Source organism: Amycolatopsis stemonae, from assembly GCF_054781455.1.
Map to the genome: position 1 here is coordinate 188,180 of NZ_BAAGUJ010000002.1, position 23,984 is coordinate 212,163.

Annotated in this window: 26 protein-coding genes; 4 read left to right on the forward strand and 22 right to left on the reverse strand. The window is 71.9% G+C overall.

The genetic code is table 11. The features are described 5' to 3' along the window. Nucleotides 1-4: 4 nt before the first annotated feature. The 14 genes from ACYVLJ_RS06910 to ACYVLJ_RS06975 form a co-directional block, all read right to left on the reverse strand. A complete protein-coding gene (locus ACYVLJ_RS06910; protein ID WP_451982725.1) occupies nt 5-1,207 on the reverse strand; it encodes an ABC transporter permease in 1,203 nt (400 codons plus the stop codon). Further along, complete coding sequence (locus ACYVLJ_RS06915; protein WP_451982728.1) at nt 1,204-1,908, reverse strand: ABC transporter ATP-binding protein; 705 nt, start codon at nt 1,906-1,908, stop codon at nt 1,204-1,206. The genes ACYVLJ_RS06910 and ACYVLJ_RS06915 overlap by 4 nt, the downstream gene beginning before the upstream one ends. Beyond that, nucleotides 1,905-3,203: an efflux RND transporter periplasmic adaptor subunit gene (locus ACYVLJ_RS06920; protein ID WP_451982731.1), complete on the reverse strand. Its 1,299-nt coding sequence runs from the start codon at nt 3,201-3,203 to the stop codon at nt 1,905-1,907. The genes ACYVLJ_RS06915 and ACYVLJ_RS06920 overlap by 4 nt, the downstream gene beginning before the upstream one ends. Nucleotides 3,204-3,265: 62 nt before the next feature. Then, complete coding sequence (locus tag ACYVLJ_RS06925) at nt 3,266-3,604, reverse strand: hypothetical protein (protein WP_451982734.1); 339 nt, start codon at nt 3,602-3,604, stop codon at nt 3,266-3,268. Between the two features lie 13 nt (nt 3,605-3,617). Beyond that, complete coding sequence (locus ACYVLJ_RS06930) at nt 3,618-4,064, reverse strand: hypothetical protein (protein WP_460438094.1); 447 nt, start codon at nt 4,062-4,064, stop codon at nt 3,618-3,620. Continuing rightward, complete coding sequence (locus tag ACYVLJ_RS06935; protein ID WP_451982740.1) at nt 4,061-4,603, reverse strand: hypothetical protein; 543 nt, start codon at nt 4,601-4,603, stop codon at nt 4,061-4,063. Before ACYVLJ_RS06935 ends, ACYVLJ_RS06930 begins: the two co-directional genes overlap by 4 nt. Nucleotides 4,604-4,621: 18 nt before the next feature. Then, nucleotides 4,622-5,593 carry a porphobilinogen synthase gene (gene hemB / locus ACYVLJ_RS06940; protein ID WP_451982743.1) on the reverse strand — a complete coding sequence of 324 codons (972 nt, stop codon included), beginning with the start codon at nt 5,591-5,593 and terminating at the stop codon, nt 4,622-4,624. A gap of 152 nt (nt 5,594-5,745) precedes the next feature. Beyond that, entirely contained in the window at nt 5,746-7,278 is a 1,533-nt protein-coding gene (locus ACYVLJ_RS06945; protein WP_451982746.1) for a bifunctional uroporphyrinogen-III C-methyltransferase/uroporphyrinogen-III synthase, read from the reverse strand. Nucleotides 7,279-7,357: 79 nt separating this feature from the next. Then, a complete protein-coding gene (gene hemC, locus ACYVLJ_RS06950; protein WP_451982945.1) occupies nt 7,358-8,287 on the reverse strand; it encodes a hydroxymethylbilane synthase in 930 nt (309 codons plus the stop codon). 20 nt (nt 8,288-8,307) lie between these two features. Beyond that, nucleotides 8,308-9,615: a glutamyl-tRNA reductase gene (locus ACYVLJ_RS06955; protein WP_460438095.1), complete on the reverse strand. Its 1,308-nt coding sequence runs from the start codon at nt 9,613-9,615 to the stop codon at nt 8,308-8,310. Nucleotides 9,616-9,688: 73 nt separating this feature from the next. Beyond that, nucleotides 9,689-10,603: a redox-sensing transcriptional repressor Rex gene (locus tag ACYVLJ_RS06960; RefSeq protein ID WP_451982752.1), complete on the reverse strand. Its 915-nt coding sequence runs from the start codon at nt 10,601-10,603 to the stop codon at nt 9,689-9,691. A gap of 322 nt (nt 10,604-10,925) precedes the next feature. Beyond that, nucleotides 10,926-12,482: a molybdopterin-binding protein gene (locus tag ACYVLJ_RS06965; protein WP_460438096.1), complete on the reverse strand. Its 1,557-nt coding sequence runs from the start codon at nt 12,480-12,482 to the stop codon at nt 10,926-10,928. Nucleotides 12,483-12,539: 57 nt separating this feature from the next. After that, complete coding sequence (locus ACYVLJ_RS06970) at nt 12,540-12,779, reverse strand: glutaredoxin family protein (protein WP_451982757.1); 240 nt, start codon at nt 12,777-12,779, stop codon at nt 12,540-12,542. Nucleotides 12,780-12,789: 10 nt separating this feature from the next. Continuing rightward, nucleotides 12,790-14,295 (reverse strand): AMP-binding protein, encoded by a 1,506-nt coding sequence (locus ACYVLJ_RS06975; protein WP_451982760.1) that lies wholly within the window; start codon nt 14,293-14,295, stop codon nt 12,790-12,792. Between the two features lie 312 nt (nt 14,296-14,607). On the opposite strand from ACYVLJ_RS06975, the gene ACYVLJ_RS06980 reads away from it, so the two are divergent. The 3 genes from ACYVLJ_RS06980 (at nt 14,608) to ACYVLJ_RS06990 (ending at nt 17,465) form a co-directional block, all read left to right on the forward strand. Beyond that, complete coding sequence (locus tag ACYVLJ_RS06980) at nt 14,608-15,300, forward strand: sigma-70 family RNA polymerase sigma factor (RefSeq protein ID WP_451982763.1); 693 nt, start codon at nt 14,608-14,610, stop codon at nt 15,298-15,300. 113 nt (nt 15,301-15,413) lie between these two features. Continuing rightward, a complete protein-coding gene (locus ACYVLJ_RS06985) occupies nt 15,414-16,487 on the forward strand; it encodes a DUF5667 domain-containing protein (RefSeq protein ID WP_451982766.1) in 1,074 nt (357 codons plus the stop codon). Nucleotides 16,488-16,577: 90 nt separating this feature from the next. After that, the gene (locus ACYVLJ_RS06990; protein ID WP_451982769.1) at nt 16,578-17,465 is read left to right on the forward strand and encodes an HAD family hydrolase; all 888 of its coding nucleotides are present in this window, start codon (nt 16,578-16,580) and stop codon (nt 17,463-17,465) included. Nucleotides 17,466-17,468: 3 nt separating this feature from the next. Here ACYVLJ_RS06990 and ACYVLJ_RS06995 read toward each other — a convergent pair whose 3' ends face one another. From ACYVLJ_RS06995 to ACYVLJ_RS07015, 5 genes are all read right to left on the reverse strand, one after another. After that, entirely contained in the window at nt 17,469-18,491 is a 1,023-nt protein-coding gene (locus tag ACYVLJ_RS06995; RefSeq protein ID WP_460438097.1) for a lysophospholipid acyltransferase family protein, read from the reverse strand. Beyond that, on the reverse strand, nt 18,488-19,534 hold the full coding sequence (locus tag ACYVLJ_RS07000) for an NAD-dependent epimerase/dehydratase family protein (RefSeq protein ID WP_451982775.1): 1,047 nt from the start codon (nt 19,532-19,534) through the stop codon (nt 18,488-18,490). Before ACYVLJ_RS07000 ends, ACYVLJ_RS06995 begins: the two co-directional genes overlap by 4 nt. 257 nt (nt 19,535-19,791) lie before the next feature. Next, a complete protein-coding gene (locus ACYVLJ_RS07005) occupies nt 19,792-19,893 on the reverse strand; it encodes a 30S ribosomal protein bS22 (protein WP_007030867.1) in 102 nt (33 codons plus the stop codon). A 154-nt stretch (nt 19,894-20,047) separates the two neighbouring features. After that, on the reverse strand, nt 20,048-20,263 hold the full coding sequence (locus ACYVLJ_RS07010; protein ID WP_013222402.1) for a helix-turn-helix domain-containing protein: 216 nt from the start codon (nt 20,261-20,263) through the stop codon (nt 20,048-20,050). Between the two features lie 182 nt (nt 20,264-20,445). Then, a complete protein-coding gene (locus ACYVLJ_RS07015; protein ID WP_460438098.1) occupies nt 20,446-21,006 on the reverse strand; it encodes a carboxymuconolactone decarboxylase family protein in 561 nt (186 codons plus the stop codon). Nucleotides 21,007-21,047: 41 nt separating this feature from the next. On the opposite strand from ACYVLJ_RS07015, the gene ACYVLJ_RS07020 reads away from it, so the two are divergent. Then, on the forward strand, nt 21,048-21,377 hold the full coding sequence (locus ACYVLJ_RS07020) for a winged helix-turn-helix transcriptional regulator (protein ID WP_460438099.1): 330 nt from the start codon (nt 21,048-21,050) through the stop codon (nt 21,375-21,377). On the opposite strand, the gene proC is transcribed toward ACYVLJ_RS07020, so the two are convergent. From proC to ACYVLJ_RS07035, 3 genes are all read right to left on the reverse strand, one after another. Continuing rightward, nucleotides 21,365-22,174, reverse strand: a complete 810-nt coding sequence (gene proC / locus ACYVLJ_RS07025; protein ID WP_460438100.1) for a pyrroline-5-carboxylate reductase family protein — start codon at nt 22,172-22,174, stop codon at nt 21,365-21,367. The genes ACYVLJ_RS07020 and proC overlap by 13 nt on opposite strands. Before the next feature lie 24 nt (nt 22,175-22,198). After that, nucleotides 22,199-23,026: a thioesterase family protein gene (locus ACYVLJ_RS07030; RefSeq protein WP_451982786.1), complete on the reverse strand. Its 828-nt coding sequence runs from the start codon at nt 23,024-23,026 to the stop codon at nt 22,199-22,201. A 133-nt stretch (nt 23,027-23,159) separates the two neighbouring features. After that, nucleotides 23,160-23,972, reverse strand: coding sequence for a sugar phosphate isomerase/epimerase family protein (locus ACYVLJ_RS07035; protein ID WP_451982789.1), 813 nt, complete (start codon nt 23,970-23,972; stop codon nt 23,160-23,162). Between the last annotated feature and the right edge of the window lie 12 nt (nt 23,973-23,984).

Below are 23,984 nucleotides of genomic sequence, written 5' to 3' on the forward strand. Positions count from 1 at the left end.
CTCCTTATTCGTGACGCAGGGCGTCGATGGGCCTCAGTTTGGCGGCCCGGTTCGCCGGGAAGCTGCCGAAGAACAGCCCGATCAGGGCGGACACCGCGAAGGCGAGCAGGATCGAGGAGGGCACCACGACGGGTTTGATCCCGGAGATGGTGAACCGGCTGCCGATGATCCCGATCGCGACGCCGAGCAGCCCGCCGAACAGGCTGAGCATGGTCGCCTCGGCGAGGAACTGGCCGAGGATGGCCGAGCGCGGCGCGCCGATGGCCTTGCGGATGCCGATCTCGCGGATCCGCTCGGTGACCGTGACCAGCATGATGTTGGTGACGCCGATGCCGCCGACCAGCAGTGAGATCGCCGCGACCGCGGCCAGCAGCACGGTGAACGTCTCGGTCGCCGACGTCCGGGTCGCGAGGAGCTGCTCGGAGTTCTGGATCTGGTAGTCGGCGGTGCCGCCGAGCCGGATGCCGTGGCGGGCGTTGAGGATCGCGGTGATCTCGGACTGGGCGAGCGACACCGAGTCGGCGCTGGTGGCCTGGACGGCGATCTGGTTGAGGCTGCCGTAGCCGGCGAGGGAGTTCTGGACGGCCGAGATCGGCGCGATCGCGACGTCGTCGGCGTTCTGCAGCCCGGTGCTGCCCTTGGCCTGCAGCACACCGATCACGGTGAACTGGATGCTGTTGAGCAGCACGTTCTTGCCGACCGGGTCTTCGGTGCCGAAGATCGACTGCGCGGTCGTCGGGCCGAGGACGACGACCTTCCGCGCGGCCGTGACGTCCTCGCCGGTGAACAGCTGGCCCTGGGCGAGGTCGCGGTTGGTCGTCGTGAAGTAGGCCGGTTCGGTGCCCGCGACGCTGGAGATGTCGTACGACGTCTGCCCGTAGGTGGCGGTCGCCGTGGTGTTGACCACCGGCGAGGCGGCCTTGACGTCCGGCGCGCCGACGGGGTCGACGAGCGCGTGCGCGTCCTGGACGGTCAGCGGCCGCGCCGACGCGCTCTGCCCGCCGCCGCGGGCCGGGGAGACGTTGACGACGTTGGTGCCGAGGCCCTGGATGCTGGCCGCGATGGCCGCCGAGGCCCCGTTGCCGACCGCGACGAGCAGGATCACCGCCGCGACGCCGATGGTGATGCCGAGCGTCGTGAGCGACGAGCGCAGCTTGTTGGCCGTGAGCCCGCGCACGGCGAAGCGCAGGATTTCGAAGAGGTTCACGAGACCGCCCCCACCGCGCGGGTCACTTCGTCGGACACGATGAGGCCGTCGTCGACCCGCACGACGCGGTGCGCGTGGTGGGCGACCTCGTCCTCGTGCGTGATCACGACGATGGTGCGGCCGAGGGAGTTGAGCCGGTCGAAGACGCCGAGGACGTCCTCGGTGCTGCGGCGGTCGAGGTTGCCGGTCGGCTCGTCGGCCAGCAGCATCGCCGGGCCGGTGACCAGCGCCCGCGCCACGGCGACGCGCTGGATCTGCCCGCCGGACAGCTCGCTCGGCAGGTGCTTGGCCCGGTCCGACAGCCCGACCATGTCGAGCGCGGCGAGCGCGCGGCGCCGCCGCTCGGCCCGCCGGAGTCCGCTGTAGACGAGCGGAAGTTCCACATTGGACAACGCGGTCGTGCGCGGGACGAGGTTGAACGACTGGAAGATGAAGCCGATCTTCCGGTTGCGCAGCAGGGCCAGCTGGCGCTCGTTGAGCTTGTCGACGCCGAAGCCGTCGAGCAGGTACTTGCCCGAGGACGGCACGTCGAGGCAGCCGAGCATGTTCAGCAACGTCGACTTGCCCGAGCCCGAGGCCCCCATGATGGCGACGTACTCGCCGGGCCACACGGTGAGGTCGACGCCGCGCAGCGCGTGCACGGCCGTCTCGCCGGCGCCGTAGGTCTTGCGCAGTCCGGAGACCGCGATCACCGGGTTCACCCGCGGCCGCCGAAACCGCCGCCGGCGCCGGTGCCCGTACCGCGCGTTCCGCCGCCGGGGAAGCCGCCGGTCCCGCCGCCCGGGAACCCGCCGGTGCCGCCCGTGCCGCCGGTCCGGCCGTTGCCGCCGGTGGTCCCGGTCGCGGCCGTCGCGGTGAGCACGACGTTCTCGCCCTCGGTGAGCCCGGAGGTGATCTGGACGGTCGACTCGCCGCGGATGCCGACCTGCACCTGGCGCGTCACGTTCTGGCCGTTCGCCTGCACGGTGACGATGTTGTTGCTGCCCACGGTCGTCACCGCCGCGGCCGGCACGCTCAGCGCGTTCTGCGCCTCGGCGACGGTGATCACGACGCTCGCCGACTGCCCGGGCCGCAGCCCGTCCGGCGGGCTCGTCAGCGCCAGCTGCGCGCCGTAGGAAACGACGCTGCCGCTCGTGGTCGGCGTGAGGTTGATGCTGGAGACGGTCGCCTGGATCGGCTGGTCGGGCAGCGCGTTGAGGGTCACGGTGGCCTTCTGGCCGGTCTTCACCTTGCTGATGTCGATTTCGGCGACCGAGGTGTTCACGACCAGGCCGGTCATGTTCGTGATGGTGATGAAGCCACTGCTGCTGGAGCTGCTGCTCGACGACGAGCTGTTCGAGTTCGACGAGCCCTGGCCGCCCTGCCCGCTGCCGCCGCTGCTCGACGTCGCCTGGCTGCTCGCGGCGGACCCGCTGGAGGACTGCTGGCCGACCGAGCCGTTGACCGCGGTGACCGTGCCGGAGCCCGGCGAGTAGAGCGTGGTGTTGTCGAGGGCGGTCTGCGCCGTCTGGACGTCCAGCTGGGCCTGGTCGAGCTTCGCCTGCGCCGAGGTGACGTTGTTCGCGGCGGACTGCGCGGAGTTCTGGCTGTTCGGCCCGGTCGCCGGGGTGGCTTCGGCCGTCTCGGCGGTGTCCAGGCTGTCCTGCGCGACCGCGAGGTTCGCCTTCGCGACCTGCAGCTGCTTCGCGGCCTGCGTGCTGTCGACGGTGGCGAGCTTCTGCCCGGCGCTGACGACGTCGCCGACCTTCACGTCGATCGACGTGACCTTCCCGGCCGTCGCGAAGTTCGCCGCGCCGGTGTAGCTGCTCGCGAGGGTCCCGGCCGCGGAGATGGTCTCGGTGACCGTCGCGCGGCGCACCGGGGTGCTGCGCGTCTGGGCCTGCGCCGTGGTCTGGGACGGGCTGAATGCCTGGTATATCCCGAATCCCGCTCCGGCCAGCAGCACGACCAGAGCACCGTTGATCACCCATGCCTTCGAGGCACGCACGCGCGTCATGCGGCAACCTTGGTGCCGCTGCTTAGCAATTGACTGTTCGTTCCCTGTGCGGGAGCTGTGTATCAGGCCTTGGGCTCGCGGTGGCGCGCACGCACCGCGAGCGAGAGCTGACGCACCGCGTCGACCAGCAGGATCGCGGCCACCGTGCCCAGCCCGATGGCGGCGGCGAGCAGCCCGCCGAAGTACCGGTGCGACTCGAGCGTCGCGCCGTCGTCGGTGTGCGTGACGACGGTGGCGATCCCGCCGTGCCAGCACGCGTAGGCGGCCCACCCGGCCGCGACGGCGAGCAGGACCTCCACGACGGCGACGAGCGTCCGCCACGGCTTGTGCAGCCGTGCGCGCGGGCCGGGTTCTTCCGGCGGCCAGAGCTCGGCCCCGGTGGGCTGCGGAAGGTCGATCACAGCGGGGATTTTCTCATGCCTGCCCCGGCGTCGCCCGGACGAGCCGGTCCAGCGCGTCCCGCAGGGCCTCGACGTCCTTCGCCCACGCCACGACCACCGTGCCGTCCGCCAGCTCCACCGGCAGCGAGTCGTACTTCCGCGGCACCGCCCAGCCGCCGCCCAGGACGCGGGCGCCCACCGGCGCGCCGACGTCCGTCACCGAGGCGAGCTGGTCGGCCGGGACCTTCTCGCGGCCCTGGCGCAGCTGCTTCGTCGTGACCTCCAGCGACAGGAACCGGCGCCGGGCGTACACCCACGGCACCGTGATGACGCAGAGGCCGAACCCGACCATCAGCCAACCCACGACGTGCACCGGGCCGCCCGTGGCCAGCTCCGCCAGCGCGCCGAGCAGCGCGAACACCGGGCCCCACGCGATGGCCCCCCAGCTCACGCCCGATTCGGCGTAGAGCCGGTCGCTCACGGCTTCTTGCCGGCCTTCGGGAAGTAGCCCGCCACCGACGGCAGGTACAGCATGACCAGGGCGACCACGAACACCAGCACCGCGACCAGCGTCAGGTAGTTGATGATCGGCGCGATCGTCATGATCAGCAGCAGCATCACGATCGGCAGGATCGTCAGCACCGTCCGCGCCGAGCGGGTGCCCTCGCGCGCCTTGTACGCGAAGAGCAGGAACAGCAGCACGAACACGACCGCGCCGCCGAGCAGGTACCACAGCAGCGCCGTGACGCCGTCCGCGATCGTCTGCGGCGTGTACTTCGGGTCGTTCGTCGCCTTGACGAACTGGTCGATCACCGCGGACTTGCTGCTCAGCAGCTGGACGTAGCTGAGGATCAGCACGACGCCGCCGGCGAGCCACAGCCAGAACGAGATGGCCACCGGCCGGGGCGGTGCCGCCTTCGGGGCCTTTTGGCCCGGCAGCACCGGGTCGGGCGAACGGCCGCGTTTGCGCCGTTCGTCGTCGGTGAGACCGCTGAGATCCTCGGTGTCTTTGTCCGCCACGGCGGTGACTCTAACCGTTCAGTCCAGCCAGGCGGCGGCTTCGGTGGCCCAGTACGTGAGGATCAGGTCCGCGCCCGCCCGGCGGATCGACGTCAGCACCTCGAGGATCGTGCGCTCGCGGTCCAGCCAGCCGTTCGCCGCGGCCGCCTCGACCATCGCGTACTCGCCCGAGATGTTGTACGCCGCCACCGGCACCGGCGAGATGTCCGCGGCCGCCTTGACGACGTCCAAATAGGACAGCGCGGGCTTGACCATGACCATGTCCGCGCCCTCGGCGAGGTCCAGCTCGATCTCGCGCAGCGCCTCGCGCGCGTTGCCCATGTCCTGCTGGTAGGTCTTGCGGTCGCCCTTGAGCTGCGAGTCGACGGCCTCGCGGAACGGGCCGTAGAACGCGCTCGCGTACTTCGCGGAGTAGGCGAGGATCGCCTTGTCGCTGTGCCCGACCTCGTCGAGCGCCCGGCGGATGACGCCGATCTGGCCGTCCATCATCCCGGACGGCCCGAGCACGTGCGCCCCGGCTTCGGCCTGCGCGACGGCCATCTCGGCGTAGATGCGCAGCGTGGCGTCGTTGTCGACCGCGCCGTCGGCGTCCAGGACACCGCAGTGGCCGTGGTCGGTGAACTCGTCGAGGCAGGTGTCGGCCATCAGCACGGTCGCGTCGCCGAGCTCGTGGCGCAGGTCGCGCAGGGCGACGTTGAGGATGCCGTTCTCGTCGACGGCCCCGGAGCCCTCGGCGTCCCGCGTCTTCGGGATGCCGAAGAGCATGAGCCCGCCGACGCCGGCGTTGACCGCGTCGACGGCGGCTTTCCGCAGGGTGTCCCGCGTGTGCTGGACGACCCCCGGCATGCTCGAGATCGGCCGCGGCGCGTCGATGCCTTCGGCGACGAACATCGGGAGGATCAGCTGGCGTGGCCGCAGCGTCGTCTCACCCACCAGCCTGCGCATGGCCGGGGTGGTGCGGAGCCTGCGGGGACGATGCTCGGGGAACACCCTTACCAAGTTACTCCGGCGCGCTCCGGCGGGGTTCCGCAAGGGTGCCCAGCGGCGGCCCCGGCACGGTGAACGCACCCACGCCGACCAGCGGGGCCGAAACGCCCGAAGGCCGCCCCGGCGAACCGGAGCGGCCTTCGTCACGCACTACGTCAGGAGCGGCGGGCCCGCTTCGCCTTGCGCGGCGGCGGCAGCGCGCCCTCCGCGCGAAGCCGGGCGGCGTGCTCGGCCAGCGCGTCCACCAGGTGCGGGACGTCCGCCTTCTCCGGCTGGACGTCGACCCGGAGCCCGAACTCCACCGCGGTCTCGGCGGTCTTCGGGCCGATGCACGCGACCAGCGTGCGGGTGTGCGGCTTGCCGGCGATGCCGACCAGGTTCCGCACGGTCGAGGACGAGGTGAAGCAGACCGCGTCGAACCCGCCGGTCTTGATCATCTCGCGGGTCTCGGCGGGCGGCGGGGCGGCCCGGACGGTCCGGTAGGCCGTCACGTCGTCGATCTCCCAGCCGCGGTCACGCAGGCCGGCCGACAGGGTCTCGGTGGCGATGTCCGCCCGCGGCAGCAGCACGCGGTCGACCGGGTCGAGCACGTCGTCGTACGGCGGGAACTCGGCCAGCAGGCCCTCGGAGGACTGCTCGCCCGAGGGGACCAGCTCCGGGATGATGCCGAACGAGCGCACCTTCGCCGCGGTCGATTCGCCGACGCAGGCGATCTTCACGCCGGAGAACGCGCGGGCGTCGAGCCCGAACTCCTCGAACTTCTCCCACACCGCGCGGACCGCGTTGGTGGAGGTGAAGACGATCCACTGGTAACGGCCGTCGACCAGGCCCTTGACCGAGCGCTCCATCTGCGCCGGGCTGCGGGGCGGCTCGACCGAGATGGTCGGCACCTCGTGCGACGTCGCGCCGTGGCCGCGCAGGCGCTCGGCCATCTCGCCGGCCTGCTCCTTGGTGCGCGGCACCAGGACCTTCCAGCCGTACAGCGCGCGCGACTCCCACCAGGACAGCTTCGAGCGGTGGCCGGCGGCCTGGCCGATCGTGACGATCAGCGGCCCGACGAGCTCACCCGCGTCGTTGGCGACCTTCTCGAGCGTGGTGTCGAGGGTGCGCTGGGTGTTGATCGTGCCGTTCGCGGTGACCGCGACCGGGGTCGACGACGGCAGGCCGTTGCCGGTCAGCGCCGAAGCGGCCTCGGCCAGGTGGGCCGACGTCGCGTGCAGCACCAGCGGGCCCGGCGAGGCGGCCAGGGCCGCCCAGTCGACGTCGCCGCGGACGTCGACCTCGGTGTGCGTGCCGCCCAGCGCGACGCCGGCGTACGCCGGGACGGCCGCGCCCGGCGAAACGCCCGGGATGACGTCGAACACGGCGCTCGTGCGCGCGACCGCCTGCACCTCGGCCACGACGGCCGGGGTGGTCAGCGGGTCGCCCGCGATCAGCCGCAGCACCAGCCGCCCGGCCTTGGCCTCGGCGGTCAGGTCCTTGGCGACCTCGGCGGCCTCGCCGACGGCGGGCCGGACCTCGGCGCCCTCGGCGGCCATGGCCAGCACGGCCTGCGGCACGTCGGGGTCGGTCACCACGACCTCGGCCTTGGCGAGCAGTTCCTGGGCACGGACCGTGAGCAGGCCGGCGTCGCCGGGGCCGGAGCCCACGAACGCTACGCGCCCGGTGGTCTTTCGCGCGGGGGTCATCTCTCTCCTCTTGCGGCGGCCATGCGGGATCGCAGGGCCACAGGTCTCCTACACGTCTTTCGAAGCGCCCTCGGGGGCGCTACTGCGCGGGGCCGGAGAAGACTCCGGCGCCCAGGTCCAGCAGCTCGGCGGCCAGGTCCTTGCCCAGCTGGGCGGCCTGGTCCTTGTCGGCCAGCGCGGAGGCCCGGACCATGTCCACCGCGCCGTTCTCGCCTTCGGCCGCGGCGGTGCCGCGCAGCGAGATCCGTTCCACGACCTTGCCCTCGGCGTCGAGATCTTCGACGATCTCGGCGAGCGCGCCCACCGGCGCGCTGCACCCCGCCTCGAGCGCGGCCAGCAGGGCCCGCTCGGCCGTCACCGCGACCCGCGTGCCCTCGTCGTCCACTGTGGATGCGAGCAGCTGCTCGATGTCCACGTCGGCGGACCGGCACTCCACTGCCAGCGCCCCCTGGGCGGGGGCGGGCAGCATCTGGATCGGGTCGAGGGTCTCGGTGATCGCCTCGACCAGTCCGACCCTGGCCAGTCCGGCACGCGCGAGCACCACGGCATCGAGCTCGCCGTCGGTCACCTTGCGCATGCGGGTGTCGATATTGCCGCGAATCGGCACGATTTCCAAACCGAGACCCAGCGCGCGCAGCTGCGCGGTGCGCCGGGCGGCCCCGGTGCCCACTGTGGACCCCGGCGGCAGCTCGCCCAAAGTCAGGCCGTCCCGCGCGATCAGCGCGTCTCGCGGGTCTTCGCGCGGCGGCACGGCGGCGAGCGTGATGCCCGGCTCCGGCGCCGTCGGCAGGTCCTTGTAGGAGTGGACGATGACGTCGACCTCGTTGCGCAGCAAGGCTTCGCGCAGCGCGGAGGTGAACACGCCGACGCCGATCGTCGCGATCGGTGCCATCGACTTGTCGCCGGGGGTGGTCACCTTGACGATCTCGACCTCGACGCCCTGGGCGCGCAGCGCGTCGGCGACCGTCCCGGTCTGGGTCAGCGCGAGCTTCGAGCCGCGCGTGCCCATGCGAATGACTCTGGTCACTACTACTTCTTCTCCGGTGGGGGCTTCGGGCTCGCCACCGCGGCGGGGGCCTGCGGGTCGAGGCAGAACAGTTCTCGCAACGCGTTCGCGTAGTCGGTGTCGGCCGAATCGGCGGCCAGCTGCTTGACCCGCACCGTCGGTGCGTGCAGCAGCTTGTCGACCACCCGGCGGACGGTGCGGCCGACCTCTTCCCGGACGCCCGGCTCCAGGTCCGGCAGCCGGTGGTCGAGGCGCAGCAGCTCGGCGTCGACGACCTCGGCGGCGCGGCGGCGCAACGCCGTCACGGTCGGGGTGACCTCGGCGCTGCGCTGCCCGGCGAGGTAGTCGCGCACCTCGTCGAGCACGATCCCGGTCGCCTTGGCGGTCTGACGCTCGGTGGTCGGGGTGCCGGCTTCGCGCATCCGGCGCTGGATGGTGGCGAGGTCGACGACGCGGACGCCGGCCAGCTCGCCGACCGCCGGGTCGACGTCTCGGGGCAGGCCCAGGTCGCAGACGACCAGGTCGCGGCCGCCGCGCGGCAGCACGTGCTCCGGCCCGAAGACGGCGTCCTGCGCGCCCGTGCAGCAGATCACGACGTCGGCGTCGCGCACCGCGTCGGCGACCGCGGACAGCGGGATCGCACGGGCGGGGACGCCCTGCTCGGTGACGTTCGCGGCGAGCCGGCGGGCGCGGGCGTCGGTGCGGTTGGCCACGGTGATCTCGCCGATCCCGGCCTTGCGCAGCTGCGACGCGCTCAGCGCGCCCATCGAGCCAGCGCCGACGATGACCGCGTGCTTGCCGGCGACGTCCCCGGCCGCGGCGAGCGCCTCGGACACGACCGACGCGCCCAGCTGGTCGAGGCCGGTCTCGGAGTGCACGCGCTTGCCGACGCGCAGCGTGGTCTGGATCAGCTCGTGCAGCGTGCGGCCGACGGTGCCGGCCTCGCGCGCGGTGGCGTAGGCGGAGCGGACCTGCCCGAGGATCTGCGTCTCGCCGACGACCATCGAGTCCAGGCCCGAGGTGACCGAGAACAGGTGCTCGACGGCCGCACCGGCGTAGTGGACGTACAGGCTGTCGTAGAGGTCGGCCGGTTCCACCCCGGCCTGGCGGGACAGCACGCGGGTGACGTCGTCGAGGCCGCCGTGGAAGGTCTCGACGACGGCGTAGACCTCGATGCGGTTGCACGTCGAGACGAGCATGACCTCACTGACGTGCTCGGCCTGCTGCAGCTCGTCGAGCACCTTGCCGACCTCGGGCGCCGGCACCGCGACGCGCTCGAGCGTGCTCAGCTCCGCGCTGCGATGCGAGAGACCGACCGCCAACACGCTCATGCCGTCACCTCGCTGCCGCTCAGTGACCGCATCAGCGAGCGCGCTGTGTTGAATGATTCACTCGCAAGCTCGCTCATGAGCGCACCACCATTTCCCGTCCGCCGTCCGGACCCGAACCGTTCCGCCCGCCCTTGCCATTCTCGGACGGCAGGCCCGCACCGGGTAATCCGGAATTGCCCTGATTACCGGCGGCGTCGTCCGCGCGGCGGGCCACATGGAACGAGAGTATCTGCAGCTCCACAGCCAAATCCACTTTGCGGACCTCGATGTGAGCAGGAACCTGCAACACGACCGGGGCGAAGTTGAGGATGCACTGGACACCGCCCGCGACCAGGCGGTCACAGACCGACTGCGCGGCGGTCGGCGGGGTGGCGATCACGCCGATGGAGATGCCGCGCTCGGCGCACACCCGCGGGATGTCGTCCACGTGCGACACCGGAAGGCCGCCGACCGGCACGCCGATCAGGTCCGCGTCCAGGTCGAACAGCGCTTCGACCGGGAACCCGCGCCCCGGGAAGCCGCCGTAGTTGGCCAGGGCGTGACCGAGGTTGCCGATCCCGACCACGGCCACTTTGTGCTGCCGGGTCAGGCCCAGGATCCGCTCGATCTGGCTGACCAGGACGCTGACTTCGTAGCCGACCCCGCGGGTGCCGTACGAGCCGAGGTAGGAGAGGTCTTTGCGCAATTTCGCGGAATTGACGCCGGCCGCCTGCGAGAGCTCTTCGCTCGAAACGGTCGTCGCGCCCTGTTCCGACATTCCGGACAGCACCCGGAGGTAGACGGCGAGCCGGGCGACGGCGGCTTCGGGGATCGACTTCGCCCGGACGGCCTCGGGGGCATCCCCGTTGCGGGCGCTCCCGTGCGCGGGTACGGCCGGGATCTCGGCGGTGGGCGCGTTGTCGGCGTCCGGGGTGCCCTGCCGGCGGGGCCGTCGCGGCGGCCGGCCCGGGGAGCCCGCTTCGTCGCGCCTCCCCCGCTGTGTCACCACGCCGTCGTCTCCTGCCCGCTGTGCACCCGGCGGCCATCGCCACGGCCGTTCCGAACTGTGTCTTGACCCAGGGCACGAGGTCCGGTTCGATGCCGGACCGCCCGGGGGCGATGGTCCTACGGTAGACCACTTGTGAACGCGCGCACAAAGTCACTGGTCGGAGGCGGTTCCGCCGGGCCCGCGATCATGACACCGCGTCAGAATCCTTGCCGGGCAAGGCAGTTCGGGCGGAGGGCACCGGCCGAGCCCGCCCGGGTGCCGGCCCGGCGACGCCGTGAGCGGGCCGTCCGGCGCGGTGAACGGCTCCGCCGCGCCGGTCGCGTCAGCTCGCGTCGAGGCTCACCGAGTGCCAGCCGGTCGCGCCGTCCGGGACCGGGTCCGCGCGGTTCTCCGTCTGCGTGTAGCCGTCCTGGTCGGTCGCGCGGACGAACGCCTGGTGCGTCCCCTTCGGCACGTCCAGCTCGGCCCACCACATGCGCCAGGTGTCCTTGCTGATCTCGGCCGAGAGCGTCGCCGGCTGCCAGGGGCCCTGGTCCAGCCGGACCTCGACCTTCGCGATGCCCGTGTGCTGCGCCCAGGCCGTGCCGGCCAGCCGGACCTTGCCCGCGCTCACCTTCGCGAAGCCGGTCGGGGTGTCGATCCGGGACTCGGTCTTGATCGGCGCCTGCTCGGCCCAGCCGCGGCTGAGCCAGTACGCCTGCCGGGCGTCCCACTTGGTGAATTCGAGGGACTCGACCCACTTCGTCGCCGACACGTAGCCGTACAGGCCGGGGATGACGATCCGCGCCGGGAAGCCGTGCTCGACCGGCAGCGGCTCACCGTTCATCCCGATCGCCAGCATCGCGCCGCGCTGCGGGTCCAGCGCCACGTTCGCCGGGGTGCCGCACGTCCAGCCGTCGACGCTCGTCGCGTACATCTGCTCGGCGCCGGTCTGCACGCCGGCTTCGTCGAGCAGGTCGGCGAGGTCGACGCCGATCCAGGTCGCGTTCGAGATCAGCGGGCCGCCGACCTCGTTGGACACGCAGGTCAGCGTCACGCGCCGTTCGACCAGCGGCCGGTTCCGGATGTCGGCGTAGGAGAAGGTGACCTCCCGGTCGACCATCCCGTGGATCTTCAGGCTCCAGTCCTCGGTGCGGATCTGCGGCACGACCAGCGCGGTGTCGATGCGGTAGAAGTCGCCGTTCGGCGTGATGAACGGCGGCGAGCCGAGCTTCGCGAAGTCGGCGTCGGCGGGCAGCGGCGGCACGGTCCGCGCGGGGACGAGCGGCCCGACGGCGGCCCGCGAGTCTTCGGCGTTCGTGCTGGTCCCGGCCACCTGCCCGACCACGGCCGCGATCCCCGACCCCGCGGCGACGCCGATCCCGGCGCGCAGGAACTTGCGGCGGTCGAAACCCCGGTCGGGCACGACGGCCACGGGCAGCGCGACCCGGTGCAGCTGGGTGAACACGACGAGCCCGGCGACCAGGGCGGCGACCGGCGCCAGCAGCGAGACCTGCCCCAGGTCACTGCGCGAATACACGGCGGCGACCCCGGCCGCGCCGAGCAGGAAGACCAGCACCTGGCCCGCGCGGGGCGTCCGCCGCGAGAGCTGGCCGGCCAGCACCGCGAGCAGGACCAGCACGACCCCCAGCCCGATCTTGAGGACCGGCTTGTCCCAGGTGCCCAGCGTCCGCTCGGCCCACTTCACGATCCCGGTCGGGCTGTGGTCGATGACGTAGTTCGCCACCGCGATGAACGGCGAAGCCGTGTAGCCGACGAAGCCGGCGACGAGGTGCCCGACGCCGAGCGCGGCGGCCAGCGCGAGGAGCCCGATCAGGGTCGCGACGGGCAGCGAAAGCCGCCGGGGTGCTTCGGGCGGCGCTTCCTGCAGAGTGCTCACGCCTCCATCTTCGGAGCCGGAGCGTGCAGCGGCTGCTCGATCCCCCTTACGAGCGTGTTACGGCTTGAGGGCCTTGCGCAGCCGGTCCTCTTCGACGCGCCAGTAGCCGTGCTCGGCGCCGTCGACCAGGATCACGGGCACGCGGTCGCCGTACTCCGCGCGCCACTCCGGGTCGGTGTCGACGTCCTGGGTCGTCCACCCGACGCCGAGCTCGCCGCAGATCCGCGCGACGTCCGCCTCCGCGACCTCGCAGAGGTGGCAACCGACCCGGCTCATCACCGTCACTTCGTGCGCCATGCCGTCTTTCCTACCGCAGCCGCACGCGGCGCAGCTTCCCGGTGGCCGAGTGCGGCAGCGACTCCGCGAACTCGACCAGGTGCGGCACCTTGTACCCGGCCAGGTGGGCCGTGCACTGGTCGACGACCTGCTGCTCGGACAGCGCCGCCCCGGCCGCCGGCACGACGAACGCCTTCACCGCTTCGCCGCTGCGCTCGTCCACGACCCCGACGACCGCCGCCTCGGCCACCTCCGGCAGCTGCCCGATGACCTCCTCGACCTCGCGCGGGAAGACGTTGAAGCCGTTGACGATGATCAGGTCGTTGGCCCGGTCGACCAGGTGCAGGTCGCCGTCGACATCGAGGTAGCCGACGTCGCCGGTGCGGAACCAGCCCTCGTCGTCCGGCCCGTGCTCGCCGTCGGGCCAGTAGCCGGAGAACAGGTTCGCGCCGCGGATCGACACCAGCCCGGTCTCGCCCTCGGCCTCGAAGACGTCGTCGACGTCGTCCGGGTCGAGCGGCACGGCCTGGTCGGTGCCGTCGCTGTCGACCAGCCGCAGCTCGATCCCGGGCAGCGGCCGCCCGACCGACCCGGGCTTCGGGTAGCCGGTGACCAGCGTCGACGTCACCACCGGGGCGCACTCGGTGAGGCCGTAGCCCTCGTAGACGTCCAGGCCGGTGGCCTCGCGGATCGCGCCGAGGACCTTCGGGTGCAGGGGCGCGGCGCCCGACGTCATCCGGCGCAGCGTCGCGAGCTTGGCGCGCAGTTCGTCGGCGCCGAGGGCGGCGAACTCCGTGTACATCGTCGGGACGCCGGTGATCGTCGTGACGCCGTGTTCGGCGCAGTCGTCGAGCGTGCGCTGCGCCTCGAAGCGCTCCGAAAGGATCGCGGTCGCGCCGACGGCCGTGGCGTGCAGCAGGCCGGGCCCGAGACCGTAGACGTGGAAGAGCGGGATGGTGATCAGCACGCGGTCGTCGTGGTCGAGGACGCCGTCGACCTCGTCGAGCTGCGCCAGGTTCGCCAGCAGCGCGCGGTGCGAGAGCATCACGCCGCGCGGCGGCCCGGTCGTGCCGGAGGTGTAGGAGACGACGGCGATGTCCTCGCCGCCGCGGCCGGCGTCCTCGGCTACTCCATCCGGGTCCGATTCCGGCGTGAGCCCGCTCACCCCGGCCGGCAGCTCCTCGTCGGCGTGGCGCGTGATGACAACCTTGGCACCGCTGTGGTCGAGCAGCTTCGCCAGCTCGGGGCCCGGGGCCTGCGGCGACATCGGCACGACGACCGCGCCGGCGCGCAGGGCGCCGAAGAACGCCACCACGAAGTCCACCGACGTCGGCAGCCGCAGCGCCACCCGGTCGCCGGGTTCGACACCGGCGTCCACGAGCCGCCTGGCCTGCGCCTGCGCGGCCGCGTCCAGCTCGCGGTAGGTCAGGCCGTGCCCGGTGCCGGTCTCGCGCACGGCCGGGTGCTCCGGCCAGGTCGCCGCCGCCCGCGTGAGCAGCCCGCCGACCCCCGACTGCGTCGCCTCTGGAGCACTCACGCGCGGTCCACCTCTCTTCTCCCGGCCAAACCGTTGCAAGTCTGTCATTCGGAGCGACGTCATGGGTGCTGACCGCGAGCGTCGCGTCTGCACAACCCCGGAGCCACTACCTACTTCGCGGTAACTACACGTATGCTGCACTGCGTCGCGGGGTGGTGTTGATCACCGCCGCGACCGGAGAGAGGGAGTCGCCGTGACGAACTTGCCTGCCCACGAGGCCGTGGGGCATGCGAGCCGGCAGGCCCCTGCTCGCCCGTGGTCCGGGGGTACCGTGGCCCGCTGGGTCAGAGCCGCCGCCGGAGGTGCCGCCCGATGACCGTGCCGACCGCCGTGAGCCGCGGGCCCGTCTTCATGTTCGCCGAGCGCGTGTTCGGGCGTTCCGCGTCCGTGCCGCTGAGCAGGCAGAACTCCGACGACGAGCGCGCCGAAGCCGCGAAGGCCGAGGCCTGGGACCTGGTGCGCGCCGCGCAGGACGGTGACTCGTCCGCGTTCGGCCGGCTCTACGACCGCTACGTCGACGTCGTCTACCGGTACGTGCTCTTCCGCCTGGGCGACCGCGACCTGGCCGAGGACGTCACCAGCGAGACGTTCCTGCGCGCGCTGCGCCGGATCACGTCGGTGAGCTACCAGGGCCGTGACGTCGGCGCCTGGTTCGTCACCATCGCCCGCAACCTCGTGCTCGACCACGTCAAGTCCAGCCGGTTCCGCCTCGAAGTCGTCACCGACGAGGTCACCGAGCCCGGCTCGGCACCCTTCAGCGTCGGCGCGACCGCCCAGGCGGGCCCCGAGCAGGAGGCCATCTCCCGCGCGACCCGCACCGAGCTGCTGCGCTGCGTCGCGGAACTGGGCGACGACCAGCGGGAATGCATTGTCCTGCGGTTCCTGCAGGGCCTGTCGGTGGCGGAGACGGCGCAGATCATGAACCGCAACGAAGGGGCGATCAAGGCGCTCCAGCACCGCGCCGTACGCCGTTTGGCACAACTTCTGCCCACGGGATTGCGCTGATCCCGCGAACTTTCCGGTCCGTCGACCGAAACCGGTAACCCTCACGCCTTCTGGATCGTTACTCCTGCCAGACCGGTGTCAGGACCGGCCACGGCCCGAGATGGAGCAGCGCAGTGAGGTTTGCGCGTGAGCGAGCCGAAATCGACCGGTTCGCGCGTGCCCTGGAGCCGTCCCCGAAGCAGCGGGACGGTGAATTCGCCGACGAACTGGCCCTCGTCGGCGCATTGCGCGAGCTCGGTGCGGCCGGGGCCCCGGACCTGGAGACGCGGCAGCGGATCCGCGCGGAGATCGCGGGCCGCCTGGAGACGGCGGCGGCCACCCCGCGTCGGAGGTGGCGGCCGCGGACCGCCGACCTGGTGGCCGCCGCGCTCTTCCTGTTCCTCGTCCTCTCCGGTCTCACCCTGGTGCTGTCGCGCAACGCAGTACCCGGCGACGCGTTGTACGGCGTCAAGCGCGCCGGGGAGTCGACGTCGCTGGGCCTGACCTTCGGCGACGAGGCCCGCGCCCGCAAGCACCTCGAGTTCGCCACGAACCGCGTCACCGAGCTCGGCGAGATGGCCGCGCAGGGCGCGAGCCAGGCCGACTACCAGACCGCGTACAACGACTTCGCCGCCGACCTGAAGGCCGGTGTCGCCCAGATGGCGACGGTGGCGACCAGCGACGGCGGCGGCGCGCAGGCGCTCGCGGACGTCCGGCTGTGGGCGCGGAACCAGGAGGCGCGGCTCGCGGAGCAGCGGCCGACGCTCCCGGCGAGCGCGGCCCCGGTGTTCGACGACGTGCGGAACCTCCTCGGCAAGGTCCAGGAACGCACGAGCGGGCTGGCCGCGCGGATGAACTGCTACCAGATCACCACCGGCACGTCCGACGACCTGGGCCTGCTCCCGGCGACCGGCGAGTGCACCCAGCGGCCGGCGCCCTCGGCGGGCGGCGACCCGGCGTCGTCGGCGCCCCAGGCGCCGACGACCGAGACGACCCCGGCGCCGACGACCACCACCCAGCCGCCGCCGTCGGAAGCGGCCACGACGCCCGGCGTCCCGAAGGCGACCGGCGGGGTCACGCCGCCCCCGGTGTACGGCCAGGTGCCGACGACCACCCCGCGGCTGCCGGTGACGTCGACCACCACACCGCCACCGCTGGTTTCGATCCCGCCGCTGCTCCCGGGTCTGCCGCCGATCGTCATCGGCTGAGGTCCGGGCCACACCTGCGACGGGGCGGTGGGCGGCTCGCTACGCTGTGCGAAGGATCCGGACGTTCGCAGGGACGTGGAGGCGGTGTGCGTGTCAGCTTGGCGTGGCAGGGATAAGAGTCAGGAGCTGGAACGGCTCGCCACGCTCGCGGGCGAGGCGTCGGCCGAGGCCGCCCACGCTCTTTCGGAACCGCCTTCTCCGCCGGCGCCGCCCGACCTCACCGCGGCCGCGTTCTTCGACGTCGACAACACGATGATGATGGGCGCGTCGATCTTCTACTTCGCGCGCGGCCTCGCCGCCCGGAAGTTCTTCACGTCGTCGGACCTGGCCGGGTTCGTCTGGGGCCAGATCAAGTTCCGGCTCGGCGGCCGCGAGAACAAGGAAGACATCAAGACCCACCGCGAACGCGCACTGTCCTTTGTGGCCGGCCGCACGGTGGCCGAGCTGACGTCGATCAGCGAAGAGATCTACGACGAGCTGATGGCGGACAAGATCTGGTCCGGCACGCGCGCGCTCGCGCAGATGCACCTGGACGCGGGCCAGCGCGTCTGGCTGGTGACGGCCACGCCGATCGAGCTGGCGGCGATCATCTCGCGCCGCCTGGGCCTGACCGGCGCGCTGGGCACGGTGGCGGAAACCCGCGACGGCGTCTACACGGGCCGCCTGGTGGGCGACCTCCTGCACGGCCGCGCGAAGGCGCACGCGGTCCGGGCCCTGGCGTCGCGCGAGGGCCTGAACCTCAAGCGCTGCACGGCGTATTCGGACTCGGCCAACGACATCCCGATGCTTTCCGCGGTCGGGACGGCGGTGGCGGTGAACCCCGATGGTGGCCTTCGGGACGTCGCCCGCGCGCGCGGCTGGGAGATCCGGGACTTCCGGACCGGCCGCAAGGCCGCGAAGATCGGGGTGCCGTCGGTGCTGGGCGCGGGCGCGCTGGCCGGCGCGGTGGCGGCGGGAATGGCTTACCGCCGCCGCTGAGCGTCAGCCCCGGAAAACGGACTTCCGCTGCGAAAGCCGGCGGTACAGCGTCTGCTGGATGGACTCGCGGACCTGGTCCGTCAGCTGGAACACCAGCATCGGGTCCTCCACGGCCTCCGGGCCGTACGCGTCCGTCGGGATCGGCTCGCCGAACTCGATGCTCCACTTCGTCGGCAGCGGGATCGCGCCCAGCAGGCCGAAGTGCGGGAACAACGGCGTCACCGGGAAGTACGGCAACCCGAACATGCGCGCCAGGAGCTTGATGTCACCCAGCTTCGGGTAGATCTCCTCGGCCCCGATGACCGAGACCGGGATGATCGGCACGCCCGCGCGCAGCGCCGCCGACACGAAGCCGCCGCGGCCGAAGCGCTGCAGCTTGTACCGGGACGAGAACGGCTTGCCGACGCCCTTGAAGCCCTCCGGCCAAACCCCGACGAGCTCACCGCCGCGCAGCAGGCGTTCCGCGTCCTCGTTGCAGGCCAGCGTCTGCCCGGACTTGCGGGCGAACGAACCCACCAGCGGCACCTGGAACACCAGGTCGGCGCCGAGGCCGCGCAGGTGCCGGCCGCCCGTCTCGTCGTGGACCGCCACCGCCGTCATCAGCGAGTCGAGCGGGATCGTGCCCGAGTGGTTGGACACCAGCAGCGCGCCGCCCTCGAGCGGCAGGTTCTCGACGCCGAACGTGTCGACCCGGAACCACTTCTTGTACAGCGCCCGCAGCGGCGGCAGGAACACCGCGTCCGTCAGCTCGGCGTCGAAGCCGAACTCGTCGACCGTGTAGTCGCCCGTCAGCCGGTCGCGGAGGAAGCCGAGCGCGGAGCGGGCCGCGTCCGAAAGGACGTCCGGCGCCTGCGCCACCCGCTCACCGCCGGGGAACGGGACGACCGGCGCGTCGGCTTCCCGCACGCGTTGGTCCCGCTCGGCCTCCGGCTTCTCCCGGCCTGGCCCGTGCAGGGGGATGACCTGTGCCTCGGCACCGCCCACCGTCTCCGCCTCGCTTTCGTCCAAGTCGTACGGCCTGGTCACCGGCTCGCCTGCCCGGTAGCCGCAGCGACGAGCACTTTGCCGGCCAGGCCGGCCAGCTTGCCGCCGTCGAGCACCGGCCGCAGGCCGCGCCCGGTGATGTAGTCGTCGAACGCCTCACGCGTCGTCCACCGCGGGGTGTAGCCGAACTCGTTCTTCAGCTTGGCGATGTCGACGACCCGGCCGAAGTTCAGCAGCCGGACCTGGTCGGCGGAGAAGTCCACGACGCGGGCGCCGCGCAGGACCTTGCCGACCGACGGCACCACGCTCCGCGGCATCGGCAGCTCGACCCGGCCCGCTCGCCGGATCGCCTGCGAGAGGGTGAGTACCCCTTCCGAGCCGACGTTGAACACGCCGGGCCGATCCGTCAGAGAAGCCTTTTCCAGCACGGCCAACGCGTCCGACGAGTGCAACAGTTGCAGCCGGGCGTCGTAGCCGAAGACCGTCGGGACGACCGGCAGCGCGAAGTATCGCGAAAGGACGGTGTCGGTCGACGGCCCGATGATGTTGGCGAAGCGGAACAACGTCGTGGTGATGTCGGGACGGCGCCGCACCAGGCCGCGCACGTAGCCCTCCATCTCGACGGCGTCCTTCGCGTACCCGCTCGACGACGTCGGGATGAGCTCCGAGTCTTCGGTGAACACCGCCTGCGAGCGGGCGCCGGCGCCGTAGACCGCCGCCGTCGACTTGACCACCAGCTTCTTGACCAGCGGCGAGCGCTGGCACGCGGCCAGCAGCCGCATGGTGCCGATGACGTTGACTTCCTTGATGGCCGTGCGGCGCCCGGGGCCCGCCGGGTGCGCGGTGCACGACGCGTGGATCACCGTGTCGACCTTCGCGGTGCTGATCACCTTCGCGATCAACGGGTTCCGGATGTCCGCGCGGACGAATTCCGCGTGCCCCATGCGCTGCAGCACCGTCTTGTCCGGGGCGACCGTGTCGACACCGATGACCCGCTCGAAGTCGGGGTTGTTGCCCAGCCGGGCGAGGAGCTTCCCGCCCAGTTCCCCGGCGACCCCGGTGACGAGCACGATGTTCGACGGCATACGACTCCCTGCGGCGTAGGGCGTGGTGGGGGTGGACGATCACCCGAAGTGCGCGAACCTGCACTCACTGGAAGCATCGCGCGGACGCCCTTGAGATGTTACCGCTCTTCAGTGGTAGCTCCGGGGTGTCTTACGTGCTATTAACCGCATCGCGCCGGAATGCGACGCAGACCTCACTCGAACGGGGGGAACCGGCCCACCAAATGGACGTGGCCCGTCCAGAGACTGGACGGGCCACGGCTGCGCACGGCTGGGTCTTACTTGCCGGCCTTACGACGCTGCACTCGCGTGCGGCGCAGCAGCTTGCGGTGCTTCTTCTTCGACATGCGCTTGCGGCGCTTCTTGATCACAGAGCCCATGGGCGCTCCTTAGGTCGTCGTCGGTCACGCTGCCCGGCGCAGCGTCCAACGGGTGGAGCGCACAGGCACGAGCGGTCTACCAGGTTACTCGGCTCCTCCGGCGGGCCGGTCGGCGGGCGGGCCGTAGCCCGGCGCGCCGCCGGCCGCGGCGAACTCAGCCCACGTCGTAGTAGGCGCCCTGGAGGTACTCGTGCACTGCTTTCTCCGGCACCCGGAAGGACTTCCCGACCCTGACGGCGGGCAGCTCACCCGAGTGCACGAGACGGTAGACGGTCATCTTGGAGACCCGCATCAGCGTGGCCACCTCGGCGACCGTCAGGAACTGGACCTGCCCGACAGCCGGCAGATCCTCCTTCTTGTTCGGCGACATGTTTACCGCGTCCTTCGACACGTGTCGCGCCACGAGGCTTCCCCACCTGTGGTATCGACACGCACGTGCTCTATCGAGAGTAGCGGGACTGGTGGGACTAATGCGACGCCTGTCACCGAGATGGGCCCTTACCAGCGCTAACGCACGGGCACCCGCGCGTGCAAGACCGCCGGAATCGCCCATTACAGCGAATCCGGGCGCGCGGTGCCCGGTTCGAGGGGCAGCCGCAGCGCGCGGACGGTGAACGAGATGGCGTGGTACCAGCCGCAGACGAGCAGCAGGTCGAGCGCGCCGTCCTCGCCGGCGGCGGCCACCAGCGCCGACCAGGTCCCGTCCGCGAGGTCGCTGGTGGCGTGCAGCTCGTCGACGGCCGCGAGCACCGCCCGGTCCCCCGCGTCCCAGCACGCGTCGGCCGGGCTGCCCGTGGCCAGCGAGCGGACCTGCTCCGCGCCGAGACCGGCCTTCTCGGCGAAGACCGCGATGTGGACGCCCCATTCGTAGTCGGCGCCGCACAGGGCGGTGGTCCGGTCGATGACCAGCTCGCGCTGCCGGACGGTCAGCGCGGACTGCCGCGAGAAGTAGTAGCGGCCCCACTCCGCGATCCCGCGGGCCAGGTCGGGACGCCGGGCCCAGACGCGGAAGAGCCGAAGGGGCGGCCCCAGCCGTTCGAGGAGCGAGGCCGTCTCGGCGTCGAACGGCGGCTCGAGCGGCGCAATCCGGGGCTGCTTCGATTTCAGAGGCATACCGGGCAAGCTAACATCGGCGCTTCGGAAAGGAAAGCACGATGACCCCACTACCCGGCCGTCCCGTCCGGGGGTCCACGACCGGCCGCCCGGTGATGGCGCTGCTCGACCTGCTCGGCCGGCGCTGGGCGCTGCGGATCCTCTGGGAGCTGCGCGACGACGCGAAGCCGACGTTCCGGCAACTGCAGCAGCGCTGTGACGGCGTCTCGTCGAGCGTCTTGACCACCCGCCTGCGCGAACTCGGCGAAGCGGACCTCGTCGACCACGCCGGCGACGGCTACGCGCTCACCGAGCAGGGGAAATCCCTGTTCGGGACGCTCGTCCAGCTGGACGCCTGGGCGAACGGCTGGCGGCCCCGTCAGCCTTCGTGAGCTTTGCCCAGCTCCACCGAGCGGTCCTTGGCGGCCTCGATGGCGGCGAGCAGCGCCGCGCGGACGCCGTGCTTCTCCAGCTCGCGGATCGCGTTGATGGTGGTCCCGGCGGGCGACGTGACGGCCTCGCGCAGCAGCACCGGGTGCTCCTCGGACTCGGCGAGCATCTTCGCCGCGCCGACGGCCGACTGGATGATCAGCTGCCCGGCCAGCGCCCGCGGCAGCCCGAGCAGGATGCCGGCGTCGATCATGGCCTCGACCAGGTAGAAGAAGTACGCCGGGCCGGAGCCCGAAAGCGCGGTGACGGCGTCCTGCTGCGCTTCGGGCACCTCGACGACCTGGCCGACGTGCGAGAGCAGGTCGTGCACGATCGCCAGGTGCTCGGCGGTCGCGTGCCGCCCGGCCGAGATGGCGCTCATGGCCTCGTTGACCAGCATCGGCGTGTTCGGCATGACCCGCACCACGGGCACGCCGTCGGCGAGCCGGCGCTCGTAGAGCGAGGTCGGCAGCCCGGCGCACAGCGACACGACGAGCGACGACGGCCCGAGCAACGGCGCGAGCTCGTCGAGCACCGGGTCGATGTCCTGCGGCTTCACGGCCACGACCAGGACGTCGGCCTGCTTCGCGGCATCCTCAACCTCGACACCGCGGATGCCGTAGCGCGCGGTGAGTTCCTCGACGCGCGCCGGGTACCGCTCGGTGAAGAGCAGGTCGCCCGGCTCGTGGCCGCCGTGCAGCAGCCCCGAGAGCAACGCCTCGCCGATCTTTCCCGCACCCAGCACCGCGATGACCGTCATGCCGTAAAGCGTGCCAAACGCGCCTCAGGCACCCGGTGCCGGGGCGAGGCCCAGCTGCCGGGCCTGGCACACCAGCCGCCCCTGGGAGTCGACCACCGTGGCGTCCGAGTCGAACCAGGACTCGTGGACCGACCTCGACTCGACCACCACGCGGAGCCAGCCCGGGGCCGGGCGGGTGCGCAGCAGGGCCGTCAGCTGGACCGTCGGGGCCCAGCCGATGCGGCCCAGGTTCATCACCACCGGCGGGTTGACGTCGGAGGCGAGCAGCGTGAAGTACGGGTCGACCAGGCCGTGGCGCGGCCGGACCCACAGCCGCATCCGGGGCGGCTCGCCGGTGCGGCCGGCCAGGTAGCCCGCGGTCGCCGGGTCGAGCCGCACTTCACAGCCCTTGGCCAGGTTGAACGGGCCCTCGGGACTCTCCGGCATGGCGAGCGCGCCGGGTGCGGGCTCGGCCGGCATCGACGGTACGTCCGTCCACTCCGGGCGCCGCATCGGCAGCCGCCCGGTCGTCACCCTCGCCTCGACGCAGCTGCGGCCCCGCTGCTCCAGCCGGACCTCGACGACCGTCGCGCGGCGGCCGACCTTGCGGACGTCCGTGCGCAGCAGCACCGGCCCCAGGGCCGGCGCGTGCAGGAACTCCGCGCTGACGACCAGCGGCTCCGCGTGCGGCTCGCCGCGTTCGTGCAGGGCGGAGATCGCCGCCCGGGCCAGCAGGGCCAGCAGGAAACCCCCGTGCGGGTGCGAGCCGATGGCCCACTCCGCACGCAGCACCGCGGTGAAGGTGCCGTCCCCCAGCGACCGCGCCGCACTCGCCACGTCGAAGGACGCGACGGTGCCGTCCGGTCCGCTCACGAACGCGCCGTGCCGATGGGGGAATCCGGGTAGGTGACGATCAACGAGCGCGACGGGTTCACAGTCGGAACTTTACGTGTTCGACCGGCGGAAATGGAGGCGGGAGCAGCCGTGTCTGTCCGAAAGTGCGCAATTACTGGCCGAGGTGGAATCGCGCGAACAGCACTGCCTCGGCCAGATCGCGGACCCGCTCGGCCCCGGTGAGGGCGTGCCGCGTGTTGACCTCCAGCACGATCTGCCCGGCGAAACCGCTGCTGACCAGCTTTTCCAGGAGTTCGGCGCAGGGCTGACCACCCCGTCCGGGTACCAGGTGTTCGTCCTTCGGGACGCCGGTCCCGTCCGCCAGATGGACGTGCGAGAGGCCTTCACCCATTCGCTGCGCCAGCGCGAGCGCGTCCATCCCGGCTGCCGCTGTGTGGGACAGGTCGAGCGTGTAGTGCCGGAAACCGACGTCCGTCGGGTCGATCGACGGCCGGAACGCGGACACGCGCGAATTCCGGGAACCGCCCGGCGGGCGGACCTTGAACATGTTCTCGACGGCGATTTCGATCCCGCTGGTCTCTTCCAGCTCGTCGACGAGATCGCCGAACGCGTCGCCGTAGCGGCGCTGCCAGCGGAACGGCGGGTGCACGACGACCGTGCGCGCGCCGAGCTCCTGGGCGGCCTCGACGGACATCCGCAGCCGCACCACCGGGTCCGGCGACCAGATCCGCTGGGTGATCAGCAGCGACGGCGAGTGGATCGACAGCACGGGCACCCCGGTGCGGCGCGACCAGCGGCGCAGCGCCGAAACGTCCTGGCTGACGGCGTCGGCCCAGACCATCACCTCGACGCCGTCGAAGCCGAGCTCGGCGGCCAGCTCGAAGGCCGTCCCCGCCTTGAGGGGCCACACGGACGCCGTGCTGAGCCCGACGGGGACCGGCTGCTCGTCTGTCACGCGCGCCATCCTGCCCCGTCA